Source organism: Microbacterium sp. LWS13-1.2 (assembly GCF_040144835.1).
Classification (GTDB): domain Bacteria; phylum Actinomycetota; class Actinomycetes; order Actinomycetales; family Microbacteriaceae; genus Microbacterium.
Genome location: NZ_CP151632.1, coordinates 3,093,829 through 3,116,688 on the forward strand (window position 1 = coordinate 3,093,829; position 22,860 = coordinate 3,116,688).

Genomic DNA, 22,860 nt, shown 5'->3' on the forward strand with positions numbered 1-22,860 from the left:
CGCTCGGAGCGACCCTGACGGGACTTGAACCCGCGACCTCCGCCGTGACAGGGCGGCACGCTAACCAACTGCGCTACAGGGCCATGCTTTTGAATTTTGGGAGTGACCCCAACGGGATTCGAACCCGTGCTACCGCCGTGAAAGGGCGGCGTCCTAGGCCGCTAAACGATGGGGCCGGGTGAACCCTGGGGCTCACTGCCGAGGACCAAGCATACGTAATCACTGGGCAAAACGCGAATCGAGGGCGTGGCGCCCTTGTGGATCCCGTCGCCCGGGCGCAGACTGACCGGGTGACCGCTGCCCGAGGCGGCGGCCGACATGCGCCACTGGGGGTTGCGCATGTTACTGATGTTGCTAGTGTGAAACGAGTTGACGCCGCGAGGGGAGGACCCGGTGCAGCCCGAAAACGTCACCGTGAAGACCCTTGCCGACGACGGCGCGGAGTGCGGGTGCGCCCCTTCCGCGAGCGAGCAGCGGCGGCTATGGCCCGCGATGAACCGGCGCACGGCGCTGGGACTGGGCATTCTGGGCGTCGCCGCGCTGAGCGCGACCGCCGGCACGGTCGGCCCGCTCGTCAGCCCCGCGTACGCCGCGGACTACCCGTCGTGGGACGACGTCGTCGCCGCGAAGAACAACGAGGCGGCCAAGGCCGCCGAGGTCACCAAGATCCAGCAGCTGATCGCCGGGCTCGAGGCCGATGTCGCTGCCAAGCAGCAGATCGCGCAGCAGCTGGCCGACGAGTTCTACGTCGCGCAGCAGGCGTACTTCGACGCGGCGCTGCGTGCCGACCAGCTGCAGCAGCAGGCCGACACGCAGGGGGCGGCTGCGGTGGATGCCGCGAACAAGGCCGGCCGCGTCGCCGCCCAGCTGTATCGCAACGGTGGCGACGACACATCGCTTGAGCTCTTCTTCGCGGGCTCGGCCTCGTCGGCCGACGACCTGCTCGCTCGCCTGGGCACGATGGACAAGCTCGTGCAGCGCAACCAGGACGTCTACGCGCAGGCGGTGACCGCCCGCGACTCGGCACAGAGCCTGAGCGATCAGGCCGCGGTGCAGCGTGCCGAGCGCGACCGGCTCCAGAAGGTCGCCGAAGAGAAGATGGTCGCCGCGCAGAAGGCTGCCGAAGAGGCACAGGCCGCACTCGACGCGCAGAACGCCAAGCGCGGCGAGCTCGAGGCGCAACTCGCCGCCCTGCAGGACACGGTCGCCAAGACGGTCGCCGACTATCAAGAGGGCGAGCGCATCCGCAAAGAGGCCGAAGCCGCCGCCGCGGCCGCGGCCGCCGCAGCAGCCAAGGCCGAGGCCGATCGCCTCGCCCAGCAGAACGGCGGTGGCGGCGGAGGTGGCGGCGGCGCCGGAGCCGTCGTCGGATCCGGCTGGGCGCGTCCATCGTCGGGCTGGCGCAGCTCGGGCTACGGCCCCCGCACCGTGCAGTGCGGCAACAGCTATTGCTCCAGCGGGTTCCACTATGGCGTCGACCTCGCCGCCGGCTGCGGGGCGGGCATCTACGCCGCCTCGGCCGGACGCGTCGTGTACGCCGGCTGGAACGGCGGCTACGGCAACTACATCAAGATCGACCACGGCGGCGGCATCGGCAGCGGCTACGGCCACATCCGCAGCGGCGGAATCTTCGTGGGCGTGGGGCAGTGGGTCAATGCGGGCCAGCTCATCGCGAGCGAGGGCAACACCGGCAACTCGTTCGGCTGCCACGTCCACTTCGAGACGTACGTCAACAACTCCCCGGTGAACCCGATCTACTTCATGGCCGACCGCGGAGTCTCGGTCTGACCCACACACTCTGAAACGACGAAGAGCGGATGCCGACGGCATCCGCTCTTCGCTTGACAACAGTGGTCAGAGGGTGTTCGGTGCGACGCCCTCACCCTGGGTCGCGGTCTGGCCCTCGTGCTCCTTGAAGCGGTCGAAGGCCTCGCCGACGAGACGCTCGGCCTCGGCCGCGCTCGCCCACTCGTCGACCTTGACCCACTTGTTGGGCTCGAGGTCCTTGTAGTGCTCGAAGAAGTGCTCGATCTCCTTGCGGGTGAACTCCGGGATGTCGTTCACGTCCTGGATGTGCGCCCAGCGCGGGTCCTTGCCGAGCACTGCGACGACCTTGTCGTCGCCGCCGGCCTCGTCGCTCATCTTCAGCACGCCGACCGGGCGGACGCTCGCGAGCACGCCGGGGGCGAGGTCGAAGTCGAGCAGCACGAGCACGTCGAGCGGGTCGCCGTCCTCGCCCAGGGTGTTCTCGAAGAACCCGTAGTTGGTGGGGTACCCGAACGCGGTGTAGAGGATGCGGTCGAGGAAGACCCGGCCGGTGCCGTGGTCGACCTCGTACTTCACGCGGCTGCCGCGCGGGATCTCGATGACGGCGTCGTACGCGCCCATAGTGGTACTCCTTCGGAAAGACGTGGGATGCCGCGACAAGCCTAGTCCGGAGGTTCTGGGCGTTTCGTCTCGCAAGCTCGCTCAACGACCGGGGTACAGGTATCCCGGTCGTTGAGCGAGCGAGGAACGAGCGAGACGAAGCGGGGTCGGCGTTGTCCGGTCGTTGAGCGAGCCTTGGGTTCTTGCGGTGGTCGCAACACTTACTGAGTGGAGAGTGTTGTGGCGGAGTTGGCGTTGCGGTTTCGGCTGGATGCGGTTCAGCAGGCGTGGGCGGGCTTTCAGGCCGGCCTGTTCGCGAGCGAGGTGGGTGAGCAGATCGGCGTGAATCGCACGACCGCGAAACGGATGCTCGTTGCTGCCGGCGGGGTCAGGCCGCGTCGTGGCCGGAATCTGCAGGGGCGGTATCTGTCGTTCGTCGAGCGGGAAGAGATCGCGGTCGGCGTCGCCAGCGGCGAGTCGGTGCGGTCGATCGCAAGACGGATCGGACGCGCGCCGTCGACGGTGTCGCGGGAACTGACCCGCAACGCCGTGCGCGGACGGTATCGGGCGTCGACGGCGCAGATGACGGCGATCGGTCGCGCAGAGAGGCCGAAGCCCGCGAAGCTCGCGACCAACCTGCCGCTGCGTGCGAGAGTGGAGCAGGACCTGGCCAAGCGCCGATCGCCGGAGCAGATCGCCGGCCGGCTGCGGCGAGAGTTCCCCGATGAGCCGGAGATGCAGGTGAGCGCGGAGACGATCTACCAGTCGCTCTACGTGCAGTCCCGTGGGGCGCTGAAACAGGAGCTGACCCGGTATCTACGCACCGGGCGGGGGCTACGCCACCCGAGCCGAAAGGTGGGACAGAGGAAGAACCGGATCCCCAACATGGTCAACATCTCGAAGCGGCCGCCGGAGGCGAGCGACCGCGCCGTCCCAGGAAGTTGGGAAGGCGACCTGATCATCGGCGCGGGGAACTTGTCTGCGATCGGCACTCTCGTGGAACGGCACTCGAACTTCACGATGCTCGTTCACCTGCCCGACGGTTACAGACCCGACCAAGTCGCTCCCGCGCTGACGCGGAAGATTCAACAGCTCCCGGTGCAGCTGCGTGGCGCGCTGACGTGGGATCAGGGTCCGGAGATGCGCGACTGGGAACAGGTCCGCATCGATACCGGCATCGACGTGTTCTTCTGCGACCCGCACTCGCCCTGGCAGCGCGGCATCAACGAGAACACCAATGGGCTGCTTCGCCAGTACTTCCCGAAAGGCACCAGCCTCGATGGGTTCACCGAAGGACAGCTCGACGCCGTCGCCCACGAACTCAACGACCGACCCCGCAAGCGACTCGAGTTTCAGACCCCGAATGAGATCATCAAATCTGTCCTGTTGCGATGACCGCTTGAATCCGCCGAGCGAGGAACGAGCGAGACGAAGCGGGGTCGGCGTTGTCCGGTCGTTGAGCGAGCGAGGAACGAGCGAGACGAAACGCGCTGCACCGGGCGGAGTCGTGAGGCGCTAGGCGATTCGCCTCGGTCGCCGGGTACGGTGGGCGGGTGGAGGAGCGCAGACCCGGACTCGACCCCGCCGTCGCCGAGGTGCGCCTCGCTGTGCGGCGGGCACTCACCGGCCTCGAGCCGGGTGCCACGTTGGTCGTGGCGCTGTCTGGCGGCGCCGATTCGCTCGCCCTCGCCGCGGCGACCGCGTTCGAGGCGCCGAAGCTCGGTCTGCGTGCCGCAGCGGTCACGGTGGACCACGGACTGCAGGACGGGTCGACGGATGCCGCGGCCGCCGCCATGGCGAAAGCGCAGGCGCTCGGACTCGGCGCCCGCGTCGTCCGCGTCGAGGTCACCGGAGCCGGCGGGCCGGAGGCCGCCGCTCGTGAGGCGCGCTATGCCGCCCTGCTCGACGCGGCCCGCGCCGCCGGCGCGACGGCGATCCTGCTCGGCCACACGCTCGATGACCAGGCCGAGACGGTCCTGCTGGGACTCGCGCGCGGCGCCGGCGCCGCCAGCCTGCAGGGCATGGCCGCAGGCGCCGATCTCGACGGCGTTCTCGTGCTGCGCCCGCTGCTCGACGTGCGCCGGACGACGACGCGCGCGGCGTGCGCGGCCGAGGGGCTCGACCCCTGGGACGACCCGCAGAACGGCGATCCCCGCTTCGCGCGGGTGCGCGTGCGCGAGACTGTGCTGCCGGTGCTCGAGGCCGAGCTCGGGCCGGGCATCGCCGAGGCGCTCGCTCGCACGGCCGCGCAGCTGCGCGAAGACGCCGAGGCCTTCGACGAGATGATCGACGAGACGATCGAAGACATCGTCGAGCACGCCGAAGCCGGCATCTCGGTGTCGGTCGCGGCTCTCGCGGCCAACCCTGCCGCGCTGCGGAACCGCATCATCCGGCACGTGGTGGCCAGCGAGTTCCACCAGAGCCTGACGCGGTCGCAGACGATCGAGGTGGCGCGCCTCGCCACCGACTGGTCGGGCCAGGGGCCCATCGATCTGCCCGGATGCCGCGCTCGTCGCGTCGGCGGCCGCATCGAGTTCGCCGCGCGCTGACCTGCGGACAGCCGCAGGCTCAGACACGGCGACGCATGCGGGCCCCGGCTGAGCATGGGGAATTGTCCCCTCCGGGCGCCTGCCCGCGCCCGGATAGGGTGGCGATCATGGCAGACGTCGAGTTCGCAGACTCAGATTTCGCCGAGGCGGTGCGGAGCCTGCAGAAGGCGGGCGACGCCCCGGTCGACGGGTTCTGTCCCGCCTTCGGCGTCCTCGGGTCGCCGGTCGTCGAGTCGGCCCTCGGCGATATCGACGCCGTCATCCGTCATGCCATGAGCGCGCTCGCCGGTGTCGGCCACGACCTCTCCGTGGACGTCGACACGGTCCACACCGAGCTCCGCGCACTCGACGCCCAGCTGGCCGGGGCCTCCGGATGACGCTGCCGGGCCTGGCGGCCGACCCCGGCGAGGGCAGTGTCGACGGGATCCGCGACCTCGCCGCGTTCTTCCGCGCCCGGGCCGGTGCCGAGCGCGACCGCAGCACCCACGCGCACAGCGCGCTGCGCGCGCTCACCGCTGTCACGGCCGTGAGCGTGGACGCGCTGAGGCCGCCCATCAGCGTGGCCGCCGGCCGCTTCACCGACGTCGCGGACGCCGCCGACGAGGCGGCCGTGGTGCTCGACGAGCACGCCGACGCGCTGGCCGACCTGCAGCGCCGCGCCGCGTCGGCGCGGGACGAGGCCGAGTCCGATCACGCGGCGATCCAGACCCGGCGTTCCATCGCGCTGAACGCGGCGTCGGAGTTCGTCGTGGGCTGGACGTTGGAGTGGGACGACGTGCTCCCGTCGTGGCTCTATCTCGACGACCCTTCGCTCCTCGACCGCTGGCAGGGGGCGATCGACGACTACCGCGGCTCGCGCGACGCGTACAACGCGCTGCGCGACGAGCGCGACCAGCTCGACCACGACACGGCTGCTCGGCTGGCCGGCATCCCGCTCATCGCGGAGATCACCCACGATGGTGTCGTGGATGCCGGAGGCCTCGTCGCGGCTACGGCGCTGTGGGCCGGCGACACCGACGCCGTCACAGCCGAGCAGATCGCCGCGCTCGGGGACCCCGAGCTCATCAGGCAGGTCTGGGACAGCCTCGACCGGGCGGAGAAGGATGCGCTGATCGCGGCGTCCCCGCACGTCATCGGCAATCTCGACGGCATCCCCATCGGCGACCGCGTCGCCGCGAACCGCCTCAACATCGAGGACGAGATCGCTGCCCGCGAGGCGGAGATCGAGCGGCTGGAACGGCTGCGCGACGCCGCGGTGGACCGCTCCTACCAGGGCCAGGGCGCCGTCGAGCAGGTGTACGACGACCTCATCGCCGAGCAGCAGCGCCTGATCGACTACTACGAGGGTCTGCTGACGCAGGAGATCCAGGTCGTCGACGAGACCGGGGCGGTGCGCACCGAGACCGGCGCCCGGGTGGTGGTCTTCGACCCGGCGCACCAGGCCATCGCGACGTATCACGGGCCCCTCGACCCCGTGACCGGCGACATTCCGTCGTGGGTGCGCTCCGTGGCCATCTCGGTTCCCGGCACCGGATCCAACATGACCGACTTCGGCGACGACCGCGCCGCCGACCTGCAGGCGGCCGCCGGCCCCAGCACCGCGGTGTTCCAGTGGGCGGGCGGGGCGTTCCCGCAGTCCATCCCCGAGGCGATGAGCACGTCGTACTCGCACGACCTCGCGCCGCGGCTGCGCGACTTCGCCGCCGGCATCGCCGTCCCCGGCAGCGCGACGCTGACCGTGCTCGGCCACAGCTACGGCGGAGCGGCCGTCGGGCTCGCCGAAGCGGCGGGGCTGCGCGCCGACCGGGTGCTCTACGTCGCCGCAGCGGGCATGGGCGACGGTGTCTCGGGAGTGGACGACTTCCCGCATACTTCAGACGTGCCCCACTACGCGATGATGAGCCGCAACGACATGGTCGTCGGGCTCATCCAGGGCAGCGAGGGCGACCTGCACGCCCTCCACGGGCAGTCGACTCTCACCGCCGGCGGGGTCACGCGCCTCGAGACGGGCGTGATCGACGCCGCGCGCGCCGACAGCGACGACATCGAGGACTACAACGTCGCCGGCAACGGCATGCCGTCGGCGATCGACAGCCACAGCTCGCTGTACACACCCGGATCGACGGCGTTCGAGAACATGGTCGCGGTGATCACCGGCGGACAGGCCGAGGTGTACGCCGAGAACGAGATCATCGTCGCGGGCGGGCAGCCGATCGTGATCGACGGCATCGACCGCGACGACTACGAACCCGTCTACACGGAGGTCGACTGAGCCGTGCGCCGACTCCTCGCCGCCGTCGCCGTCGCCCTCTTCGCGCTCGCCCTGGGAGGATGCAGCATGACGCCCGAAAGCCGGCTCGACGAGTACCAGACCGAGGCGGACCGCCTCCTCAGCGAGACGGTGGCGCTGATTCCGGCGGACCTCGATCCCGAGTCCGGCTTCGCCGAGTCCGAACCGAGATACGCCCCGGCCGAGGGATCGGCGTCGGCATCCGACCCCGCCTGGTGGCAGGCCCGCGAGAGCCTCAACCTCGCGGCGGAGACGGATGCCTCGGCCGACGCGGCCGCGGCGATCGCCGCCGGGCTTACCGCCGACGGCTGGCGTGAGTCGAAGGTCCGCGAGACCGAGGGCGGCGCCCGCATCACCGACGGGTACCGCAAGGACCTCGACGGCGGCGAGTGGTACATCGAGGTGACGTGGGTGCAGACGCGGCCGGAGATGGCCGAAGTCGTCGAGGTGCTCGTGGTGAGCCCGCAGACCGTCCGCGGCGCCGACGCCTCCGGCACGTAGACTCGTCCCCATGCGCGCGGCCGACGTCTCCAGCGACCTCACGGAAGTCCTCGTCACAGAGGAGGAGATCCGAGCCAAGCTCGACGAGATCGCGGCGCAGGTCGACGCGGACTACGCGGACGAGGACCTGCTGCTGGTCGGCGTCCTCAAGGGCGCGGTCATGGTGATGGCGGACTTCTCCCGTGCGCTCACCACGCACATCACGATGGACTGGATGGCCGTCTCGTCGTACGGCGCGGGCACCAAGTCCAGCGGTGTCGTGCAGATCCGCAAGGACCTCGACACCGACATCCTCGGCAAGCACGTGCTGATCGTCGAGGACATCATCGACTCGGGCCTCACGCTCAGCTGGCTGCTGGAGAACTTCGCGGCCCGCGGCGCGGCATCCGTCGAGGTCTTCGCACTGCTGCGCAAGCCCGAGGCCGCCAAGGTCGAGGTGCGCTGCAAGTACGTCGGCTTCGACATCCCGACGGAGTTCGTCGTCGGGTACGGCCTCGACTACGCCGAGAAGTACCGCAACCTCCGCGACGTCGCGGTCCTCGCACCTCACGTCTACTCGTAGTCAGCGCCGTGGACGCGGGGATTACGCCCGGGGCGAATGCACAGTCGACGCCTAGGAAGCGCGCGATACCCTGATTCAACCGTCGACGGGCGCTCTCCTGTCCTCGATGGCACGTCGACGAAAGGGGTCGGGCTCTCGCCCGCGCCATGGACTTCAAGAAGATCACCCGCAACCCGCTCTTCTACGTCCTGCTGATCGGGGTCTTCCTCATCGTGGGGTTCTCGCTCATCTCGAGCCTGAACGGTGCGAAGCAGATCTCCACGCAGGAGGGCCTCGAGCTGCTCTCCGGTGACACCGTCACCGAGGTCGTCAACACCGACGGCGATCAGCGTGTCGACATGAAGCTCTCGAAGGAGTACGACGGCGCGACGGACGTGCAGTTCTACTACGTCACCGCCCGTGCCGCCGAGGTCGTCGACGCGGTCAACGCGGCCGACCCGGAGGACGGCTTCAACGACGCGGTGCCGCGCGCCACCTGGTTCGACGGATTCCTGTCGCTCCTGCTCCCGATCCTGCTGCTCGGCCTGCTGTTCTGGTTCCTGATGTCCAGCGCCCAGGGCGGCGGCAGCAAGGTCATGCAGTTCGGCAAGTCGCGCGCGAAGCTCGTGACGAAGGAGATGCCCCAGGTTACCTTCCAGGATGTCGCGGGCTCCGACGAGGCGATCGAAGAGCTCGAAGAGATCAAGGACTTCCTGAAGGACCCGTCGAAGTTCCAGGCTGTCGGCGCCCGGATCCCGAAGGGCGTGCTGCTGTACGGCCCTCCCGGAACCGGCAAGACGCTCCTGGCCCGCGCCGTCGCGGGCGAGGCGGGTGTGCCGTTCTACTCGATCTCGGGATCGGACTTCGTCGAGATGTTCGTCGGCGTCGGCGCCAGCCGCGTGCGCGACCTGTTCAACAACGCCAAGGACAACTCCCCGGCGATCATCTTCATCGACGAGATCGACGCCGTCGGCCGCCACCGCGGCGCCGGCATGGGCGGCGGTCACGACGAGCGCGAGCAGACGCTCAACCAGATGCTCGTCGAGATGGACGGCTTCGACCCCAAGGTCAACGTCATCGTGATCGCGGCGACCAACCGCCCCGACATCCTCGACCCCGCACTCCTGCGTCCGGGCCGCTTCGACCGCCAGATCGGCGTCGACGCGCCCGACTTCAAGGGCCGCACCAAGATCCTCGAGGTGCACGGCCGCGGCAAGCCGCTCGCCGACGGCGTCGACCTCGAGGTCGTCGCCCGCAAGACCCCCGGCTTCACCGGTGCCGACCTCGCCAACGTGCTGAACGAGGCCGCCCTGCTCACCGCGCGCTCGAACGCGCAGCTGATCGACAACCGCGCGCTCGATGAGGCCATCGACCGTGTGATCGCCGGCCCGCAGCGCCGCACCCGGGTGATGAAGGACAAGGAGAAGCTCATCACCGCGTACCACGAGGGCGGACACGCGCTCGCGGCGGCGGCGATGAACCACACCGACCCCGTCACGAAGGTCACGATCCTCCCGCGCGGCAAGGCCCTCGGCTACACGATGGTGCTGCCGCTCGACGACAAGTACTCCGTCACCCGCAACGAGCTGCAGGACCAGCTCACCTACGCGATGGGCGGTCGCGTCGCGGAAGAGATCGTGTTCCACGATCCGACCACGGGTGCGTCGAACGACATCGAGAAGGCGACCGGCATCGCCCGCAAGATGGTGACCGAGTACGGCATGACCGGCGACATCGGACCGGTCAAGCTCGGGCAGTCGTCGGGCGAGGTGTTCATGGGCCGCGACATGGGTCACGGCCGCGAGTTCTCGGAGCGGATCGCCGAGCGCGTCGACACGCAGGTGCGCGACCTCATCGAACAGGCCCACAACGAGGCCTACGAGGTGATCAACGCGAACCGCCACGTGCTCGACAAGCTCGCCCTGGAGCTCCTCGAGAAGGAGACGCTCGACCACCTGGAGCTCGCCGAGATCTTCAAGGACGTCAAGCGCCTCCCGCCGCGCCCGCAGTGGCTGTCGAGCGAGCAGCGCCCGCCGTCGACCCTGCCCCCGATCGACGTGCCGCAGCGCCGGGACGACGCGGGCCTCGCAGCCAGCGTCGAGGCCGAGCAGCCGGCCGCCGAGAAGGCGCCCAAGCGTCGTCCGTCCGGACAGGCGCGCCCCGCGACCGCGTAGGCTCGGCCTGTGGCCGTCGACCGTGAGCGCATCGCCGCGCTCGTGCGCGAGCTGCTGGAGGCGATCGGCGAAGACCCCGAGCGCCCCGGCCTGAGGCAGACGCCCGAGCGCGTGGCAGACGCGTACACCGAGTTCTTCGCGGGAGTCGGAGAGGATGCCGCAGCCCCGCTCGCGCGCACCATCTCGGTGTCGCGCGGGCCGGCACCCGACACGCTGCCGTCCGGTGCGGTCATGCTGCGCGACATCCTGTTCCGCTCGGTGTGCGAGCACCACCTGCTGCCGTTCCGCGGTCATGCGCACCTCGCGTATCTGCCCGGCGAGCAGGTCGTCGGGCTCGGGGCGCTGCCCAAGGTGGTCGAGATCCTGTCGTCGCGGCCGCAGGTGCAGGAGCGTCTCGGCGAGCAGATCGCCGATGTGATCGCGGCATCCCTGGACGCGCGCGGTGTGCTGGTCGTCCTCGAGGCGACGCACGAGTGCGTGACGATGCGCGGCGGGCGCCAGCCGGATGCCTCGACCGTGACGATCGCCGCACGCGGCGAGCTGGCCGAGCCCGCGGCGCGTGCCGAGCTGGTCGCGCTGATCGGGGCATCGCGGCCTTCGGGGATCCGCGGATGACGCTCATCATGGGCATCGTCAACGTGACGCCCGACTCGTTCAGCGACGGCGGACGCTACCTCGATGCCGCCGACGCGGTCGCCCACGGGCTGCGGCTGCGCGCCGACGGCGCCCACCTGCTCGATGTCGGCGGCGAATCGACCCGCCCCGGCGCGGAGCGCGTCGACCCGCGCGTCGAGCGGGAGCGCGTGCTCCCCGTCGTGCGGGCGCTGGCCGACGCGGGAGTCGTGGTCAGCATCGACACCATGAACGCCCCCACCGCCGTCGCCGCCGTCGAGGCAGGGGCGCGCATCGTCAACGACGTGTCGGGCGGCCTGGCCGACCCGGAGATGCTTGCGGCGGTCGCTGCCACGGACGCCGACATCGCGCTCAGTCACTGGCGCGGGCACTCGACCTACATGTACGCGCGGGCCCAGTACGGCGACGTCGTCGACGAGGTCGTCACCGAGCTCCGCGCGCGCATCGAGGCGGCGGCATCCGCCGGCATCGCCCCGTCGCGCGTGATCGTGGACCCCGGCATCGGCTTCGGCAAGAAGGGCGCCCAGAACTGGGCGATGCTGCGCGGGCTCGACCGGCTCGTCGGTGTCGGGCCGCGCGTGCTGCTCGGCACGAGCCGCAAGAAGTTCCTCGCGGAGGCACTCGCGGACGACCCCGCCGAAGCCGCCGAAGCCCGCCGGGATCTCGCGACGGCGGTGACGAGCGCGCTCGCCGCCCAGGCGGGAGCGTGGGCGGTGCGCGTGCACGATGTCGCCGGCACGCGCGATGCTCTCACCGTTGCGCGCGCCTGGCAGGAAGGAAGCCGATGGACTTCATCGACGAGATCACGCTGACCGGTGTCCGTGCATTCGGGTACCACGGCGTATTCGCCGAGGAGCGTCGTGAAGGCCAGGAGTTCGTGATCGACGCGACCCTCTACGTCAGCACGGCGCAGGCGGCGGAGTCCGACGACGTCGCCGACACGGTCCACTACGGCGAGGTCGCCGAACGCATCGTCGAGATGGTCGGCGGCGAGCCGCTGAACCTCATCGAGGGCGTCGCGGCCCGCATCGCAGACGACCTGCTCGCACGCGACGGCGTGAGGATGGTCGCGGTCACCGTCCACAAGCCCCAGGCGCCCATCACGGTGCCGTTCGCCGACGTGTCGGTCACGATCCGGCGGGCCCGGCGCGAAGAGCTCTTCGATGGGGAGGTTGCATGAACCGCCGCCTGGCTCAGGGCTTCGACGGCGACGTCGAGCGTCATCCGCGCGGACCCGTCGAGGCCGTCGTGGCCCTGGGGGCGAACCTGGGCGAGCGCGCCGAGACGATGACGGCCGCGATCAAGGACCTGGCCCGCGTGCCGCTCGTCGACGCCGTGCGGGTGTCGGAGCCGATCGAGTCGGTCGCGATGAAGCCGGACGGGCCGAATGCCGCCGCGCCGGCGTATCTGAACGCCGTGGCGATCCTCACCACGCGCCTGGCCCCGTCGGTGCTGCTGGGCTACCTCCACGCGATCGAGCAGCGGCACGGACGCGTGCGCTCTGCGACTCGCACGGCGAGCGAGCCCGGCTGGGAGGATCGCACGCTCGACCTCGACCTGATCGCCTACGGGGATGTCGTCAGCGACGACCCGCGACTGCTGCTGCCCCACCCGCGTGCCGCCGAGCGCGACTTCGTGCTCGGACCGTGGCTCGCCGTCGACCCCGATGCCGTGCTTCCCGGCACGGGGCGTGTCGACGACGCCCTCCGGCGGCTGCGTGAGGCGGGAGGACGATGAAGCGCACCGGTGCCGGCGTGCTGGCCATCTCCGCCATCCTCGGCGTCGCGGCCGGCTTCATCGTCGATCAGCTCCTGACGTCGGCGGGACGCCCCACCTTCACTCCGGCCGTCACCCTGCCGATCCTCCTCGTGCTGCTCGGAGCTCTCGTCATCGCGCTCGCGATCCCGATCCGCCGCGCCACGCGCGGCACCTCGACGTCGAAGGTGGACCCCTTCCGCGCCGTGCGCATCGCGATGCTGGCGAAGGCCTCCAGCATCGTGGGCGCCGCCGTCGGCGGGGTGGGAGCAGGGCTGTGGGTCTTCCTGGCGACCCGGCCCGTCGCGCCCTCGCTAGGCTCGTTGGGAGCGGTCATCGCGACGACCGTGAGCGGCGCCCTGCTGGTCGCCGCGGGTCTTGTCGCGGAGCACCTGTGCACCATCCGGAAGGACGACGATGACGAACAGCCCGGAGGCGACGACCCCGGACTCGAGCCCCGCCTCCACGACCACTGAGGCGGGGAGCACGTTCGGGCGGATCGCCGAGCCGCGCTCCGAGAACCGGCTCGTGCTCGAAAGCGGTGTCTGGCATCAGATCTCGCCGAAGTACGTGACGGTGCAGCTGATCTCCACCGGCTCGTTCCTGCTGCTCGTCATCGCGGCCACTCTGGTGCTCACGCTGCTCATGCACCAGCTGTGGGCGTGGATCCCCGGCGGCATCCTCACGGTGATCCTCGCGTGGACCCTCGTGATCCTGCCGCGCCAGGCCCGCTCGATCGGGTACCAGCTCCGCGACGACGACCTGGTGTTCCGCCGCGGCATCCTGTGGCAGCGCTTCGTGGCCGTCCCCTACGGCCGCATGCAGCTGATCGACATCACCCATGGCCCGCTGGACCGGGGCTTCGGCATCGCCCAGCTGAAGTTCGTCACCGCGGCCGCGGCGACCGGCGTGGTCATCCCCGGGCTCGAGCAGTCCACCGCCGAGACGCTCCGCGACCACCTCGTCGAGGTCGCCGAGAGTCGGCGCACGGGTCTATGACCTCGATCCCCGGCCCCGTCGAAGGCAGCGGTGCGTCGCCCGGCGTCCCTGGCGCGTCGCCCGGCGCCCCGGGCGCGTCGCCCGGCGCCCCTGGCGCTTCGCCCGGCGTCCCGGGCGCGCCCCCGTCGCAGCTTGTGCGCTCTCCGCTCAGCGACGGCGAGTGGCATCGCCTCCACCCGCTCACGCCGCTGCTGCGCGGCGGGCTGTTCCTGATCGTCGTCATCGGCATCGTGTTCGCGAACCTACGCGATCGCCTCGTGTTCATCTTCCTGCCGTGGCTCGCCCCCGACATCGAGGAAGAGGTCGGCGAGTGGGAAGGCGCAGGCGGCGACCCGATCGACTTCATCATCGCGAACAACCTCTATGTGCTGGCAGGACTCGCGGTGCTCGCGGCCCTCATCGTGCTCGTCGCGGTGTTCTACACCTCGTGGCGCTTCCACACGTTCCGGATCACCGACGACGACGTCGAGGTGCGCAGCGGCATCCTGTTCCGCACGCAGCGCCGCGCCCCGCTCGACCGCGTGCAGGGCGTCAACCTCACCCGTCCCATGATCGCGCGGCTGCTGGGCATGGCGAAGCTCGAGGTCGTCGGCGCAGGGGCCGACGCCAACGTCAAGCTCGAGTACCTGTCCACGGCCAACGCGGAAGCCGTCCGCGCCGACATCCTGCGCCTCGCTTCCGGGCGTCGCCTGTCGGCGGCCGCCGGTCCCGCGGGCGCCCCCGGCCCCCGGCGCGCGGGCAGGGTCGCGACGCTGAGCCAGACGGTAGGGCGTGAGATCACCGGCCTCATCGAGGGCCCCGAAGCGCCGGTGACCGAGCTCGAGTCGGTCGTCCACATCCCGGTGGGCCGGCTCGTGGCCTCCCACATCCTCAGCATGTCGACGCTCGGGCTCCTGTTCGCGATCATCGCGATCGTGATCGGGGTCGGCCAGGGCATCACGTGGCTGCTGTTCGGCTTCGTCCCCGCGATCATCGGTTTCGGTGCCTACTGGCTGCGCTCGATCGTCCGCTCGCTGCGGTACGCGATCGCCCCGACGCCCGACGGCGTCCGGATCACGTTCGGCCTCTTCACCACCATCACCGAGATCGTCCCCCCGGGCCGCGTGCATGCGGTCGAGGTGACGCAGCCGATCATGTGGCGCCCCGCCGGCTGGTGGACCGTCCGCATCAACAGGCTCACCGGCCGCAGCGCGGCCGACGGCAGCACGGACCAGTTCACCACGACGCTGCCGGTCGGCACGGCCGCCGACGTCGAGCGCGTGCTGCGGCTGCTGCAGCCGGGGCTGCCCGACGAGGAGCGGGCGCTCGTCGTGCAGGAGGGCATGTTCGGACCCGGCGAGACCGACACCTTCACGAACACGCCGAAGCGTGCGTGGTGGATCGTGCCGCTGTCCTACCGGCGCAACGGCTTCCGTCTCACGGACGACGTGCTCCTGATGCGTCGGGGCATCGTGTGGCGCAAACTCGTGATCCTGCCGCTCGCCCGCCTGCAGAGCATCGGTCTGTACCAGGGGCCCCTCGACCGTGCATCGGGCGTGACGAACGTGCGTGCGCACGTCGTCGCGGGGCCGGTGTCGCCGTTCCTGGCGGCGGTGGACCGCGACAGCGCGCTGGCGCTGTTCGACGGCGTTGCGTGTGGTTCGGTGCGCGCGGCGTTCACCGACCGCACCCACCGCTGGGCCCAGGACGACACGGGCGCACCGGAGCCGGCGGACCTCATGCCCGCGGACCCCGCGCCGGCGCCCGCGGGTGCCGGCGCGCCCCCGGCCGCGGATGCGGGGGAGGATCGCACATGACCCGTGACGGACGACTCGGAGTCGGCATCATCGGCGCCGGTCGCGTCGGACCGGTGCTCGGTGCCGCTCTCGGCGGCGCCGGACACGCGCTCGTGGGGATCACGCAGGGCTCCGACCAGGAGCGGGTCGAGGCGATCCTGCCGGGCGTCCCGGTACTCGACGCGACGGAGGTCGCCCGGCGCAGCGAGCTCGTGATCATCGCCGTGCCGCACGACCAGCTCGAAGGGCTCGTCACGGGTCTGGCCGAGGTCGGGGCGTGGCAGCCGGGACAGCTCGTGCTGCACACGGATCCGGCCTGGGGTGCCGGCATCCTGGCTCCTGCGGTGGCCAAGGGCGCGATCCCGCTCGCGGTCCATCCAGCGATCGAGTTCAGCGGCACGTCGATGGATCTGCGCGCCCTCGCCAGCGCCTACGCGGCCGTCACCGCACCCGGACCCGTTCTTCCGATCGCGCAGGCCCTCGCCGTGGAACTCGGCTGCGAGCCCGTCGTCGTGGACGAATCGGCACGGCCGGCGTACGGCGAGGCGATCGCGACGGCGCGGGTCTTCTCGCGGTCCATCGTGCACCAGGCTGCCGCTCTGCTGGCGGACGCGGGCATCCCGTATCCGGGCTCGTTCCTGTCGGCGCTCGCGCACACGACGCTCGACCACGCGCTCGCCGAGGCCGGCTCTGGTCCGGTGACCGGCGAACCCCCCGCTACGATCCAAGGATGATCAGCACCATCGACGAGTTGCGTGCTCGGCTCGCCGAGGTCCGCGCCGCCGCACCCGAGGCCCGCGTCGCACTCATCTCGACCATCGGGGCGCTCCACGACGGCCACATCGACCTCGTGCACCGAGCGCGTGAGGTCGCCGACATCGTCGTCGTGTCGGTGTTCGTCAATCCGCTGCGCTTCGCCTCGCAGGCGGAGTTCGCCGCGTATCTACGCACCCCCGACGACGACGCCCGACTGCTGGAGTCGCTCGGGGTCGACGTGGTCTTCGCGCCCGACGCCAAGGAGCTGCTCCCCGACGGCTCGGCGACGACGAAGGTCACCGCCGGCGATCTCGGCCTGCGGTACGAGGGGCGCTCGCGCCCGTTCTACTTCGACGGCCTGCTCACCGTCGAGGCGAAGCTGTTCCATCTCGTGCAGCCCGACGTCGCCGTGTACGGCGAGCGGGATCGGCAGCGCGTGTTCCTCGTGCGCCGCATGATCCGCGACCTGTTCTTCGAGGTCGAGGTGGCGACGGTCGAGACCGTGCGCGGTGACGACGGCCTTCCCGTGTCGACCCGGGTGGGGATGCTCGAGGACCGTGACCTCGCGGCCGCGGCACTCCTTCCGGCGGCGCTCGACGCCGCCGCCGCGAACGCCGACCGTGGCATCGACGCGTGCATAGCCGCGGCCCAGTCGGCGCTCATGGGTGAGCCGCGCATCCGCCTGGAGTACTTGAGTGTCGTCGATCCGGCGACGTTCCTTCCGGTCGACGAAGGCACCAGCGGACCCGCGCTCGCGCTCATCGCCGCGACGGTGGCGGGCCACCGGCTGATCGACAACGCCGAGATCTACCTGGGCTGAGCGCGGACACCGGACCGAGGAGACGACATGCGCATCACACGGATCGGCGGTCCGACGGCTCTCGTCGAATGGGAAGGGTGGCGGATCCTCACCGACCCCACCTTCGACCCGCCGGGGCGCACCTACTCCTTCGCGCTCGGGACGACCTCGCGCAAGACCACGGGCCCCGCGATCGCGCTCGCCGACATCGGCGACGTCGACCTCGTGCTGGTGAGTCACCATGATCACGCCGACAACCTCGACGACGCCGGCCGTGCGGGCCTGGGAGTCGGGCGCACGGTGCTCACGACGGTCGCCGGCGCCAAGCGGCTGTCGGCCACGGGTGCGCACCCCGACGCACGCGGCCTGCGCGCCGGTGACACGGTCACCCTCACCGCCGAGGGCAAGCCCGACCTCGTCGTCACGGCGACCCCGTGCCGGCACGGCGCCCCGTTCACGCGTCCGATCGTCGGTCCGGTCGTCGGCTTCGCGCTGGCGGGCGTGGGCGCCGCGCACCCGGCGCTGTGGATGACGGGCGACACCGTGATGTACCCCGCGCTGCGCCGCGTCGCAGCCGGAATGCACCCCGATGTCGCCCTGGTGCACATCGGTGCGGTGAGGTTCCCGCTCACCGGACCGCTCGCCTACACGATGGATGCCGACGACGCGATCGAGCTCATCGGACTCGCCGAACCGGGTGCGGCCGTGCCCGTGCACGTCGAGGGCTGGAGCCACTTCTCGCAGCAGGAGGACGAGGCGACCCGAGTGCTGGCGGCAGCGCCCGGAGCGGTGCGCGAGCGCGTCCGGTGGGCGCCGCTCGGCGAGCCGATCGACTTCCCCTGAGCGTCCGATCGGGCCCACCGGGCGTGCGGGAAGCCCGGAGGCGCTCTCTGGGCTGAGTTCTCATCGCGCGCTCTCCCCCGACTGCGCGCGCGCCTCGGGCAGCTGACGACGCATGGCGATGCCGGCGCCGAGCGTTGCGACGAGGACCACCGCGGCGAAGACGAGCAGCACGGTCGTCTCGTCCGCGAACGTCAGACTCCACCCGACGAGCAGTACGGGTACGACGAGTCCTCCGTAGGCGATGAGGAAGAGGAGTGCGAGCGTCTCACCGCGCCGGCCGGGCGCGGCCAGCGCTCCCGCGCCGGCGATGGCCGCGCGGAACATGATCCCGGCGCCGGCACCGGCGACGATGCCGCCGACGATGAAGAGGGCGAGCACAGGCGCGACCGCGCCTGCCGAGATCGAGACGAGCCCGACGATGAAGCACACGATCGCTATGACGAGTTGTGTCCGTTGTGCGACGCGCACGAGCACGAGCTGGGCGGTTGCCGCAGCGCCGAAGATCGCGAAGACCGTCGCGCCGTCGACGAGGTGGTCCGACACGTGGAAGGTCTCGTGCAGGAAGGTCGGCGTGAGCGAGGTGAACAGAGCGAAGAGAGCGAACGAGGCGGCCGCGCCGATGCCTGCCGCTGCGAATGTCGAGCGGGATCCGGACGGGAAGGCGAGCCGTTGCGGGCGGTACGCCGGACGAGCCGCGGAGGTGTCGATCGTCTCCGGCACGGCGCGGAGCACCGCCGCCGTGGCGAGGAAGAGCACGAGGAACACGATGTGCGGGAGCTCGAGAGGGTCGGGGAGGAACTCGGCGAAGAGCCCGCCGATGAGCGGGCCGAGGGCGAGTCCGCCGAGATTGGCCGCTCCTGCGACGGAGGCGGCGATGATCGCGGCTTCTGCGGGTCGTGCTCGCGCGCGCATTTCGGCGAGGTGGGCTGTCGCCGCGGCGGTGAGCGTTCCGACACTCACGCCGTCGATGAAGCGGGCGGTGATGAGACCGGGCACGGAGCTCCACAGGATGAACACGACGGATGCACCGGCCGAGATCAGAACTGCGACGATGGCCATTCGCCGCCTTCCCGCCCAGTCGCTGATGTGGCCGATTAAGAAGAGACTGAACACGACGCCGACGGCGAACGCCGAGAAGATGAGCGTCACCACCGGGACGGGGAAGTCGTCCGCCGCCTGGTAGAGCGGGTACAGCGGCGTCGGGACCGTCGCATACGCGGTCACGGTCGTGAAGGCGGCCGCCACGGCCCAGAACCCGCTGCGATCCGACATCGTGGAGTGAGCTCGCGACATGGTCTCGATCCGTTCGGCCGAGGGAGCGCCCTGAGAAGCGCCCCCGACCCTACTCGTCGGGAGCCACCCGGCCAAGAGTCGTGCCCAGTCCGGTCGGGGGAGCGTCCTGCGGTGCGGGATCGCCCGGCGACCGACGCTCAGAAAGGTGCGAAGCGCTCGCGGATAGACTTGGGGGTCCGCGTTCCGCGGCGAACACCCCATTGAGGAGCCCATCCCGTGACCGACACGACCTCGCCTGCCGAGACCGCCGAGCCGACCGAAGAAGAAGTCTTCGAGCAGAAGGCCGTGCGGCTGGCCAAGCGCGAGCGTCTGATCGCGGAGCGGACGGATGCCGCGGGCGGTGCGTACCCGGTCGGCGTGCCGATCACCGACACGATCCCGGCGCTGCGTGAGCGTTACGGCGACCTCGAGGCCGGTGCCGAGACCGGTGTGACCGCCTCGATCGCGGGTCGCGTCGTCTTCAGCCGCAACACCGGAAAGCTCTGCTTCGCGAGCCTGCAGGCCGGCGACGGCAGCCGCATCCAGGCGATGGTGTCGCTCGCGGCCGTCGGCGAGGAGTCGCTGCAGGCCTGGAAGGAGCTCGTCGACCTCGGCGACCACGTCTTCGTGTCGGGCGAGGTCATCTCGAGCCGTCGCGGCGAGCTGTCGATCATGGTGACGGACTGGCGCATCGCCTCGAAGGCCGTGCTGCCGCTCCCGAACGTGTACGGCGAGCTCAGCGAGGAGAGCCGCGTCCGCAGCCGCTTCCTCGACCTCATCGTGCGCGACCGCGCGCGCGAGACGGTCGTCGCCCGCGCGAAGGTGAACGCGAGCCTGCGGTCGACGTTCGCGTCGCGCGACTTCATCGAGGTCGAGACGCCGATGCTGCAGGTGCAGCACGGCGGCGCGTCCGCTCGTCCCTTCATCACGCACGCGAACGCCTTCGACGCCGACCTCTACCTGCGCATCGCGCCCGAGCTCTTCCTCAAGCGCGCGGTGGTCGGCGGCATCGACCGCGTGTTCGAGATCAACCGCAACTTCCGCAACGAGGGCGCCGACTCCACCCACAGCCCCGAGTTCGCCATGCTCGAGGCCTACCAGTCGTACAGCGACTACAACGGCATCGCCGACCTCACGCAGGAGCTCATCCAGAACGCCGCGATCGCGGTCGCCGGGTCGACCACCGTCACCTGGGCTGACGGCACGGAGTACGAGCTCGGCGGCCAGTGGGACCGCCTCTCGATGTACGGATCGCTGTCGGACGCGGCCGGTCGCACCATCACGCCCGAGACGCCGTTCGACGAGCTCGTGGCGCTCGCCGAGGCCGAGGGTGTCGACCTGCCGCCGCACGCGATCCACGGCAAGCTCGTCGAGGAGCTGTGGGAGCACTTCGTCAAGCCCGGCCTGACCCGCCCCACGTTCGTGATGGACTTCCCGCTCGACACCAGCCCGCTCGTGCGCGAGCACCGCTCGATCGCCGGCGTCGTGGAGAAGTGGGACCTCTACGTGCGCGGCTTCGAGCTCGCGACGGGATACTCCGAGCTCGTCGATCCGGTGATCCAGCGTGAGCGTTTCGTCGAGCAGGCCAAGCTCGCGGCGCGCGGCGACCTGGAGGCCATGCGCATCGACGAGGAGTTCCTGCGGGCGCTCGAGCACGGCATGCCGCCGACCGGGGGCATGGGGATGGGCATCGACCGTCTGCTCATGGCGGTCACCGGTCTCGGCATCCGCGAGACGATCCTCTTCCCGCTCGTCAAGTAGCGCGCCCGCGCGCACCTCCCGGGGCGTCACCGCGCGCCCGCGCGCCGGAACGCCCAGTCGGGCAGGTGGCCGGCGTGCACGAACGACAGCACGATCTGCGACAGTCCGTGCTCGGCCTCGATCTCGCACGCCCGCTCGGCGTACGCGGCGGCGTGCGTCGAGCGTCCGAGCGCCCAGGACAGCCACGCGCACATGGCGAGCGCGCCCGGCCGCGCCTCACGCGGCGCGACGGCAGCTGCCCTGCGCGACAGCGCGAGCGCCGTCTCGAGCCGGGACAGCTCCGGCGGATCGCCCTCGCCCCACATGCGCATCGCGAGATGCGCCGGGTACTCCTCGCCGGATTCCCAGCGCAGCTGTGCGTCGAACGCCTCATCGCCCTGCGCGAGGTTGCCGCTCCACTGCACCAGCGCGACATCCCGCAGCGACGGCCGGGCGAGGCACCACACGAGGGCGGCGGTGTCGTATACGGCCGCGCCGTCGAGCGGGCGTGAGAGGGCGTCCTCGAAGTACCCCGGGAGATCGTCGAGCCGGCAGACGGCCGCGAGCGCCTGCGGGTCGACCCGCGAGGGGGCACCGCCGACGGATGCCGATTCCTCGACGATGCCGGTCACCGGTGCGGGAACGGGCCCGAGGTCGCCGGTGCCGACCGCGGCTCGCGTCGGTGCGGGCCCGGAGCGCTCCGGGACGCCGGAGCGCTCCGGCATCCCGGAGCCCGGCGCCGTCCGCCGTGCGACCCGTTCGGGCGGCTCCCCGTCTGCGGCCAGGCCGCCGCCCGCATCCGGACCTCCGCCCCCATCCGGGCCGCCGCCCGCATCCGGACCGCACAGCACAGCCACCGCGTCGCCGAAAGCGACCATCGCCTTCGCCACGCTTGCGCGCTCCTCGGCCGAGCACTCGGGCAGTTCGGCCCCTGTCCCCTGGTCGCCGGCGGGTGCGGGCACGCCGCTCGGTCCGTTCCAGGCCAGGTCGCCGAGGGGCCTGCCCTCCGCCGGGCAGTCGTGGTCGAGATACGAGCCCCACGCGTCGACGGCGACGCACAGCAGGTCGGTGACCCGCAGACCGCAGGCGTCGGCTCTGCGCTCGAGCGCGGCGAAGAGTTCGCGGTGCGGCATCCGTCCGCTCTCGTGGAACCGCACGTCGGTGTACGCGATCGCGGCGACGGCATCTGCCTCTGGCAGTCGGCACGCCATGCCGGTCACCGTCGCGGCGACGCTGTCGACCGACTCGGCGTCGCCGTCGGGCAGGTCGAACCGCATGGCGCCGAGGCTCCGCGGACCGTGGAACGGGATGACCACGAGGCTCCGGGTCGGGTGGTAGCCCAGCATGCGCGGGACGAAGGATAGGAACTGCGCGGCATCCGCGGCTTTCACGACGGTGGGGGTCATGAGTGACGAGCCTGACGAATGAGGGTCGTGCGCGGGAGGCGGATGCGGCCGAGCTGTCGAAGCCCGCGAGTACGTCTCACTCGGGGCCTTCTGTGGAGGAAGGGAGCCGCCTGTGTGGAGAAAGTGCGGTCGTCCGCCTGCGTGCAACTCCCGGGGAGGAAGGGGATACCCGCACCGCGTATCCTGGAGGCATGGATTACTGGGTCGCGGCGCTCTGGACGCTCTTGCCGACCGTCCTCGTTTCGCTGATCTTCTTCTTCGTGCTCCGCAGCATCATCCGCGCCGACCGCACCGAACGGCGCGTGTACGCGAAGGTCGAGGCCGAGGAGCGCGCCAAGCGCGGACTCCCGCCGGTCGCCTCCGGCTCCACCTCCGCAGACGGCTGACGCGTACTCCGCCGCGCGCCGCACCGCGGCGCGCAACGACGCTGCATGCCGCCGCACCCGGGCGCCCGACAGTC

The 22,860-nt window shown here is 70.9% G+C and carries 23 protein-coding genes and 2 tRNA genes; 20 read left to right on the forward strand and 5 right to left on the reverse strand.

What is annotated here, in order from left to right; all coding sequences use genetic code 11:
- Window positions 1-9: 9 nt before the first annotated feature.
- Window positions 10-83, reverse strand: a tRNA-Asp gene (locus MRBLWS13_RS14295).
- Window positions 84-103: 20 nt separating this feature from the next.
- Window positions 104-176 (reverse strand) — tRNA-Glu (locus tag MRBLWS13_RS14300).
- A gap of 217 nt (window positions 177-393) precedes the next feature.
- Here MRBLWS13_RS14300 and MRBLWS13_RS14305 point away from each other — a divergent pair.
- The gene (locus MRBLWS13_RS14305; RefSeq protein WP_349426002.1) at window positions 394-1,788 is read left to right on the forward strand and encodes a M23 family metallopeptidase; all 1,395 of its coding nucleotides are present in this window, start codon (window positions 394-396) and stop codon (window positions 1,786-1,788) included.
- A gap of 66 nt (window positions 1,789-1,854) precedes the next feature.
- Here the strand turns inward: MRBLWS13_RS14305 and MRBLWS13_RS14310 are convergent, their stop codons facing one another.
- Window positions 1,855-2,388 (reverse strand): inorganic diphosphatase, encoded by a 534-nt coding sequence (locus tag MRBLWS13_RS14310; RefSeq protein WP_308866032.1) that lies wholly within the window; start codon window positions 2,386-2,388, stop codon window positions 1,855-1,857.
- Between the two features lie 207 nt (window positions 2,389-2,595).
- Here MRBLWS13_RS14310 and MRBLWS13_RS14315 point away from each other — a divergent pair, with 207 nt between their 5' ends.
- From MRBLWS13_RS14315 to MRBLWS13_RS14395, 17 genes are all read left to right on the forward strand, one after another.
- Window positions 2,596-3,762 (forward strand): IS30 family transposase, encoded by a 1,167-nt coding sequence (locus MRBLWS13_RS14315; RefSeq protein WP_349426003.1) that lies wholly within the window; start codon window positions 2,596-2,598, stop codon window positions 3,760-3,762.
- A gap of 158 nt (window positions 3,763-3,920) precedes the next feature.
- Window positions 3,921-4,916, forward strand: a complete 996-nt coding sequence (gene tilS / locus MRBLWS13_RS14320; protein WP_349426005.1) for a tRNA lysidine(34) synthetase TilS — start codon at window positions 3,921-3,923, stop codon at window positions 4,914-4,916.
- Window positions 4,917-5,023: 107 nt separating this feature from the next.
- Window positions 5,024-5,293, forward strand: a complete 270-nt coding sequence (locus MRBLWS13_RS14325) for a hypothetical protein (RefSeq protein ID WP_349426006.1) — start codon at window positions 5,024-5,026, stop codon at window positions 5,291-5,293.
- Window positions 5,290-7,188 carry an alpha/beta hydrolase gene (locus MRBLWS13_RS14330; protein WP_349426007.1) on the forward strand — a complete coding sequence of 633 codons (1,899 nt, stop codon included), beginning with the start codon at window positions 5,290-5,292 and terminating at the stop codon, window positions 7,186-7,188. The genes MRBLWS13_RS14325 and MRBLWS13_RS14330 overlap by 4 nt, the downstream gene beginning before the upstream one ends.
- 66 nt (window positions 7,189-7,254) lie before the next feature.
- The gene (locus MRBLWS13_RS14335; RefSeq protein WP_349426008.1) at window positions 7,255-7,707 is read left to right on the forward strand and encodes a hypothetical protein; all 453 of its coding nucleotides are present in this window, start codon (window positions 7,255-7,257) and stop codon (window positions 7,705-7,707) included.
- Window positions 7,708-7,717: 10 nt separating this feature from the next.
- Complete coding sequence (gene hpt, locus MRBLWS13_RS14340) at window positions 7,718-8,269, forward strand: hypoxanthine phosphoribosyltransferase (RefSeq protein ID WP_349426009.1); 552 nt, start codon at window positions 7,718-7,720, stop codon at window positions 8,267-8,269.
- 146 nt (window positions 8,270-8,415) lie between these two features.
- The gene (ftsH, locus tag MRBLWS13_RS14345) at window positions 8,416-10,422 is read left to right on the forward strand and encodes an ATP-dependent zinc metalloprotease FtsH (protein WP_349426010.1); all 2,007 of its coding nucleotides are present in this window, start codon (window positions 8,416-8,418) and stop codon (window positions 10,420-10,422) included.
- 9 nt (window positions 10,423-10,431) lie between these two features.
- Complete coding sequence (folE, locus tag MRBLWS13_RS14350) at window positions 10,432-11,037, forward strand: GTP cyclohydrolase I (RefSeq protein ID WP_349426011.1); 606 nt, start codon at window positions 10,432-10,434, stop codon at window positions 11,035-11,037.
- Window positions 11,034-11,867 carry a dihydropteroate synthase gene (gene folP / locus MRBLWS13_RS14355; RefSeq protein WP_349426012.1) on the forward strand — a complete coding sequence of 278 codons (834 nt, stop codon included), beginning with the start codon at window positions 11,034-11,036 and terminating at the stop codon, window positions 11,865-11,867. The genes folE and folP overlap by 4 nt, the downstream gene beginning before the upstream one ends.
- Entirely contained in the window at window positions 11,840-12,235 is a 396-nt protein-coding gene (folB, locus tag MRBLWS13_RS14360) for a dihydroneopterin aldolase (RefSeq protein ID WP_349426014.1), read from the forward strand. Before folP ends, folB begins: the two co-directional genes overlap by 28 nt.
- Entirely contained in the window at window positions 12,232-12,792 is a 561-nt protein-coding gene (gene folK, locus MRBLWS13_RS14365) for a 2-amino-4-hydroxy-6-hydroxymethyldihydropteridine diphosphokinase (RefSeq protein ID WP_349426016.1), read from the forward strand. The genes folB and folK overlap by 4 nt, the downstream gene beginning before the upstream one ends.
- Window positions 12,789-13,286 carry a DUF3180 domain-containing protein gene (locus MRBLWS13_RS14370; RefSeq protein WP_349426017.1) on the forward strand — a complete coding sequence of 166 codons (498 nt, stop codon included), beginning with the start codon at window positions 12,789-12,791 and terminating at the stop codon, window positions 13,284-13,286. The genes folK and MRBLWS13_RS14370 overlap by 4 nt, the downstream gene beginning before the upstream one ends.
- The gene (locus MRBLWS13_RS14375) at window positions 13,228-13,809 is read left to right on the forward strand and encodes a PH domain-containing protein (RefSeq protein ID WP_349426018.1); all 582 of its coding nucleotides are present in this window, start codon (window positions 13,228-13,230) and stop codon (window positions 13,807-13,809) included. The genes MRBLWS13_RS14370 and MRBLWS13_RS14375 overlap by 59 nt, the downstream gene beginning before the upstream one ends.
- Entirely contained in the window at window positions 13,806-15,605 is a 1,800-nt protein-coding gene (locus MRBLWS13_RS14380) for a PH domain-containing protein (protein WP_349426019.1), read from the forward strand. Before MRBLWS13_RS14375 ends, MRBLWS13_RS14380 begins: the two co-directional genes overlap by 4 nt.
- Window positions 15,602-16,318 (forward strand): Rossmann-like and DUF2520 domain-containing protein, encoded by a 717-nt coding sequence (locus MRBLWS13_RS14385; RefSeq protein ID WP_349426020.1) that lies wholly within the window; start codon window positions 15,602-15,604, stop codon window positions 16,316-16,318. The genes MRBLWS13_RS14380 and MRBLWS13_RS14385 overlap by 4 nt, the downstream gene beginning before the upstream one ends.
- Window positions 16,315-17,160 (forward strand): pantoate--beta-alanine ligase, encoded by an 846-nt coding sequence (gene panC, locus MRBLWS13_RS14390; protein ID WP_349426021.1) that lies wholly within the window; start codon window positions 16,315-16,317, stop codon window positions 17,158-17,160. Before MRBLWS13_RS14385 ends, panC begins: the two co-directional genes overlap by 4 nt.
- 27 nt (window positions 17,161-17,187) lie before the next feature.
- The gene (locus MRBLWS13_RS14395) at window positions 17,188-17,982 is read left to right on the forward strand and encodes an MBL fold metallo-hydrolase (RefSeq protein ID WP_349426022.1); all 795 of its coding nucleotides are present in this window, start codon (window positions 17,188-17,190) and stop codon (window positions 17,980-17,982) included.
- Window positions 17,983-18,042: 60 nt separating this feature from the next.
- On the opposite strand, the gene MRBLWS13_RS14400 is transcribed toward MRBLWS13_RS14395, so the two are convergent.
- A complete protein-coding gene (locus tag MRBLWS13_RS14400) occupies window positions 18,043-19,275 on the reverse strand; it encodes an MFS transporter (protein ID WP_349426023.1) in 1,233 nt (410 codons plus the stop codon).
- A 216-nt stretch (window positions 19,276-19,491) separates the two neighbouring features.
- On the opposite strand from MRBLWS13_RS14400, the gene lysS reads away from it, so the two are divergent.
- Window positions 19,492-21,015 carry a lysine--tRNA ligase gene (gene lysS, locus MRBLWS13_RS14405; RefSeq protein ID WP_349426024.1) on the forward strand — a complete coding sequence of 508 codons (1,524 nt, stop codon included), beginning with the start codon at window positions 19,492-19,494 and terminating at the stop codon, window positions 21,013-21,015.
- 26 nt (window positions 21,016-21,041) lie between these two features.
- On the opposite strand, the gene MRBLWS13_RS14410 is transcribed toward lysS, so the two are convergent.
- The gene (locus tag MRBLWS13_RS14410; RefSeq protein WP_349426025.1) at window positions 21,042-22,400 is read right to left on the reverse strand and encodes a DUF4192 family protein; all 1,359 of its coding nucleotides are present in this window, start codon (window positions 22,398-22,400) and stop codon (window positions 21,042-21,044) included.
- A 191-nt stretch (window positions 22,401-22,591) separates the two neighbouring features.
- On the opposite strand from MRBLWS13_RS14410, the gene MRBLWS13_RS14415 reads away from it, so the two are divergent.
- The gene (locus MRBLWS13_RS14415) at window positions 22,592-22,786 is read left to right on the forward strand and encodes a hypothetical protein (protein WP_349426026.1); all 195 of its coding nucleotides are present in this window, start codon (window positions 22,592-22,594) and stop codon (window positions 22,784-22,786) included.
- The last annotated feature ends 74 nt before the right edge of the window (window positions 22,787-22,860 follow it).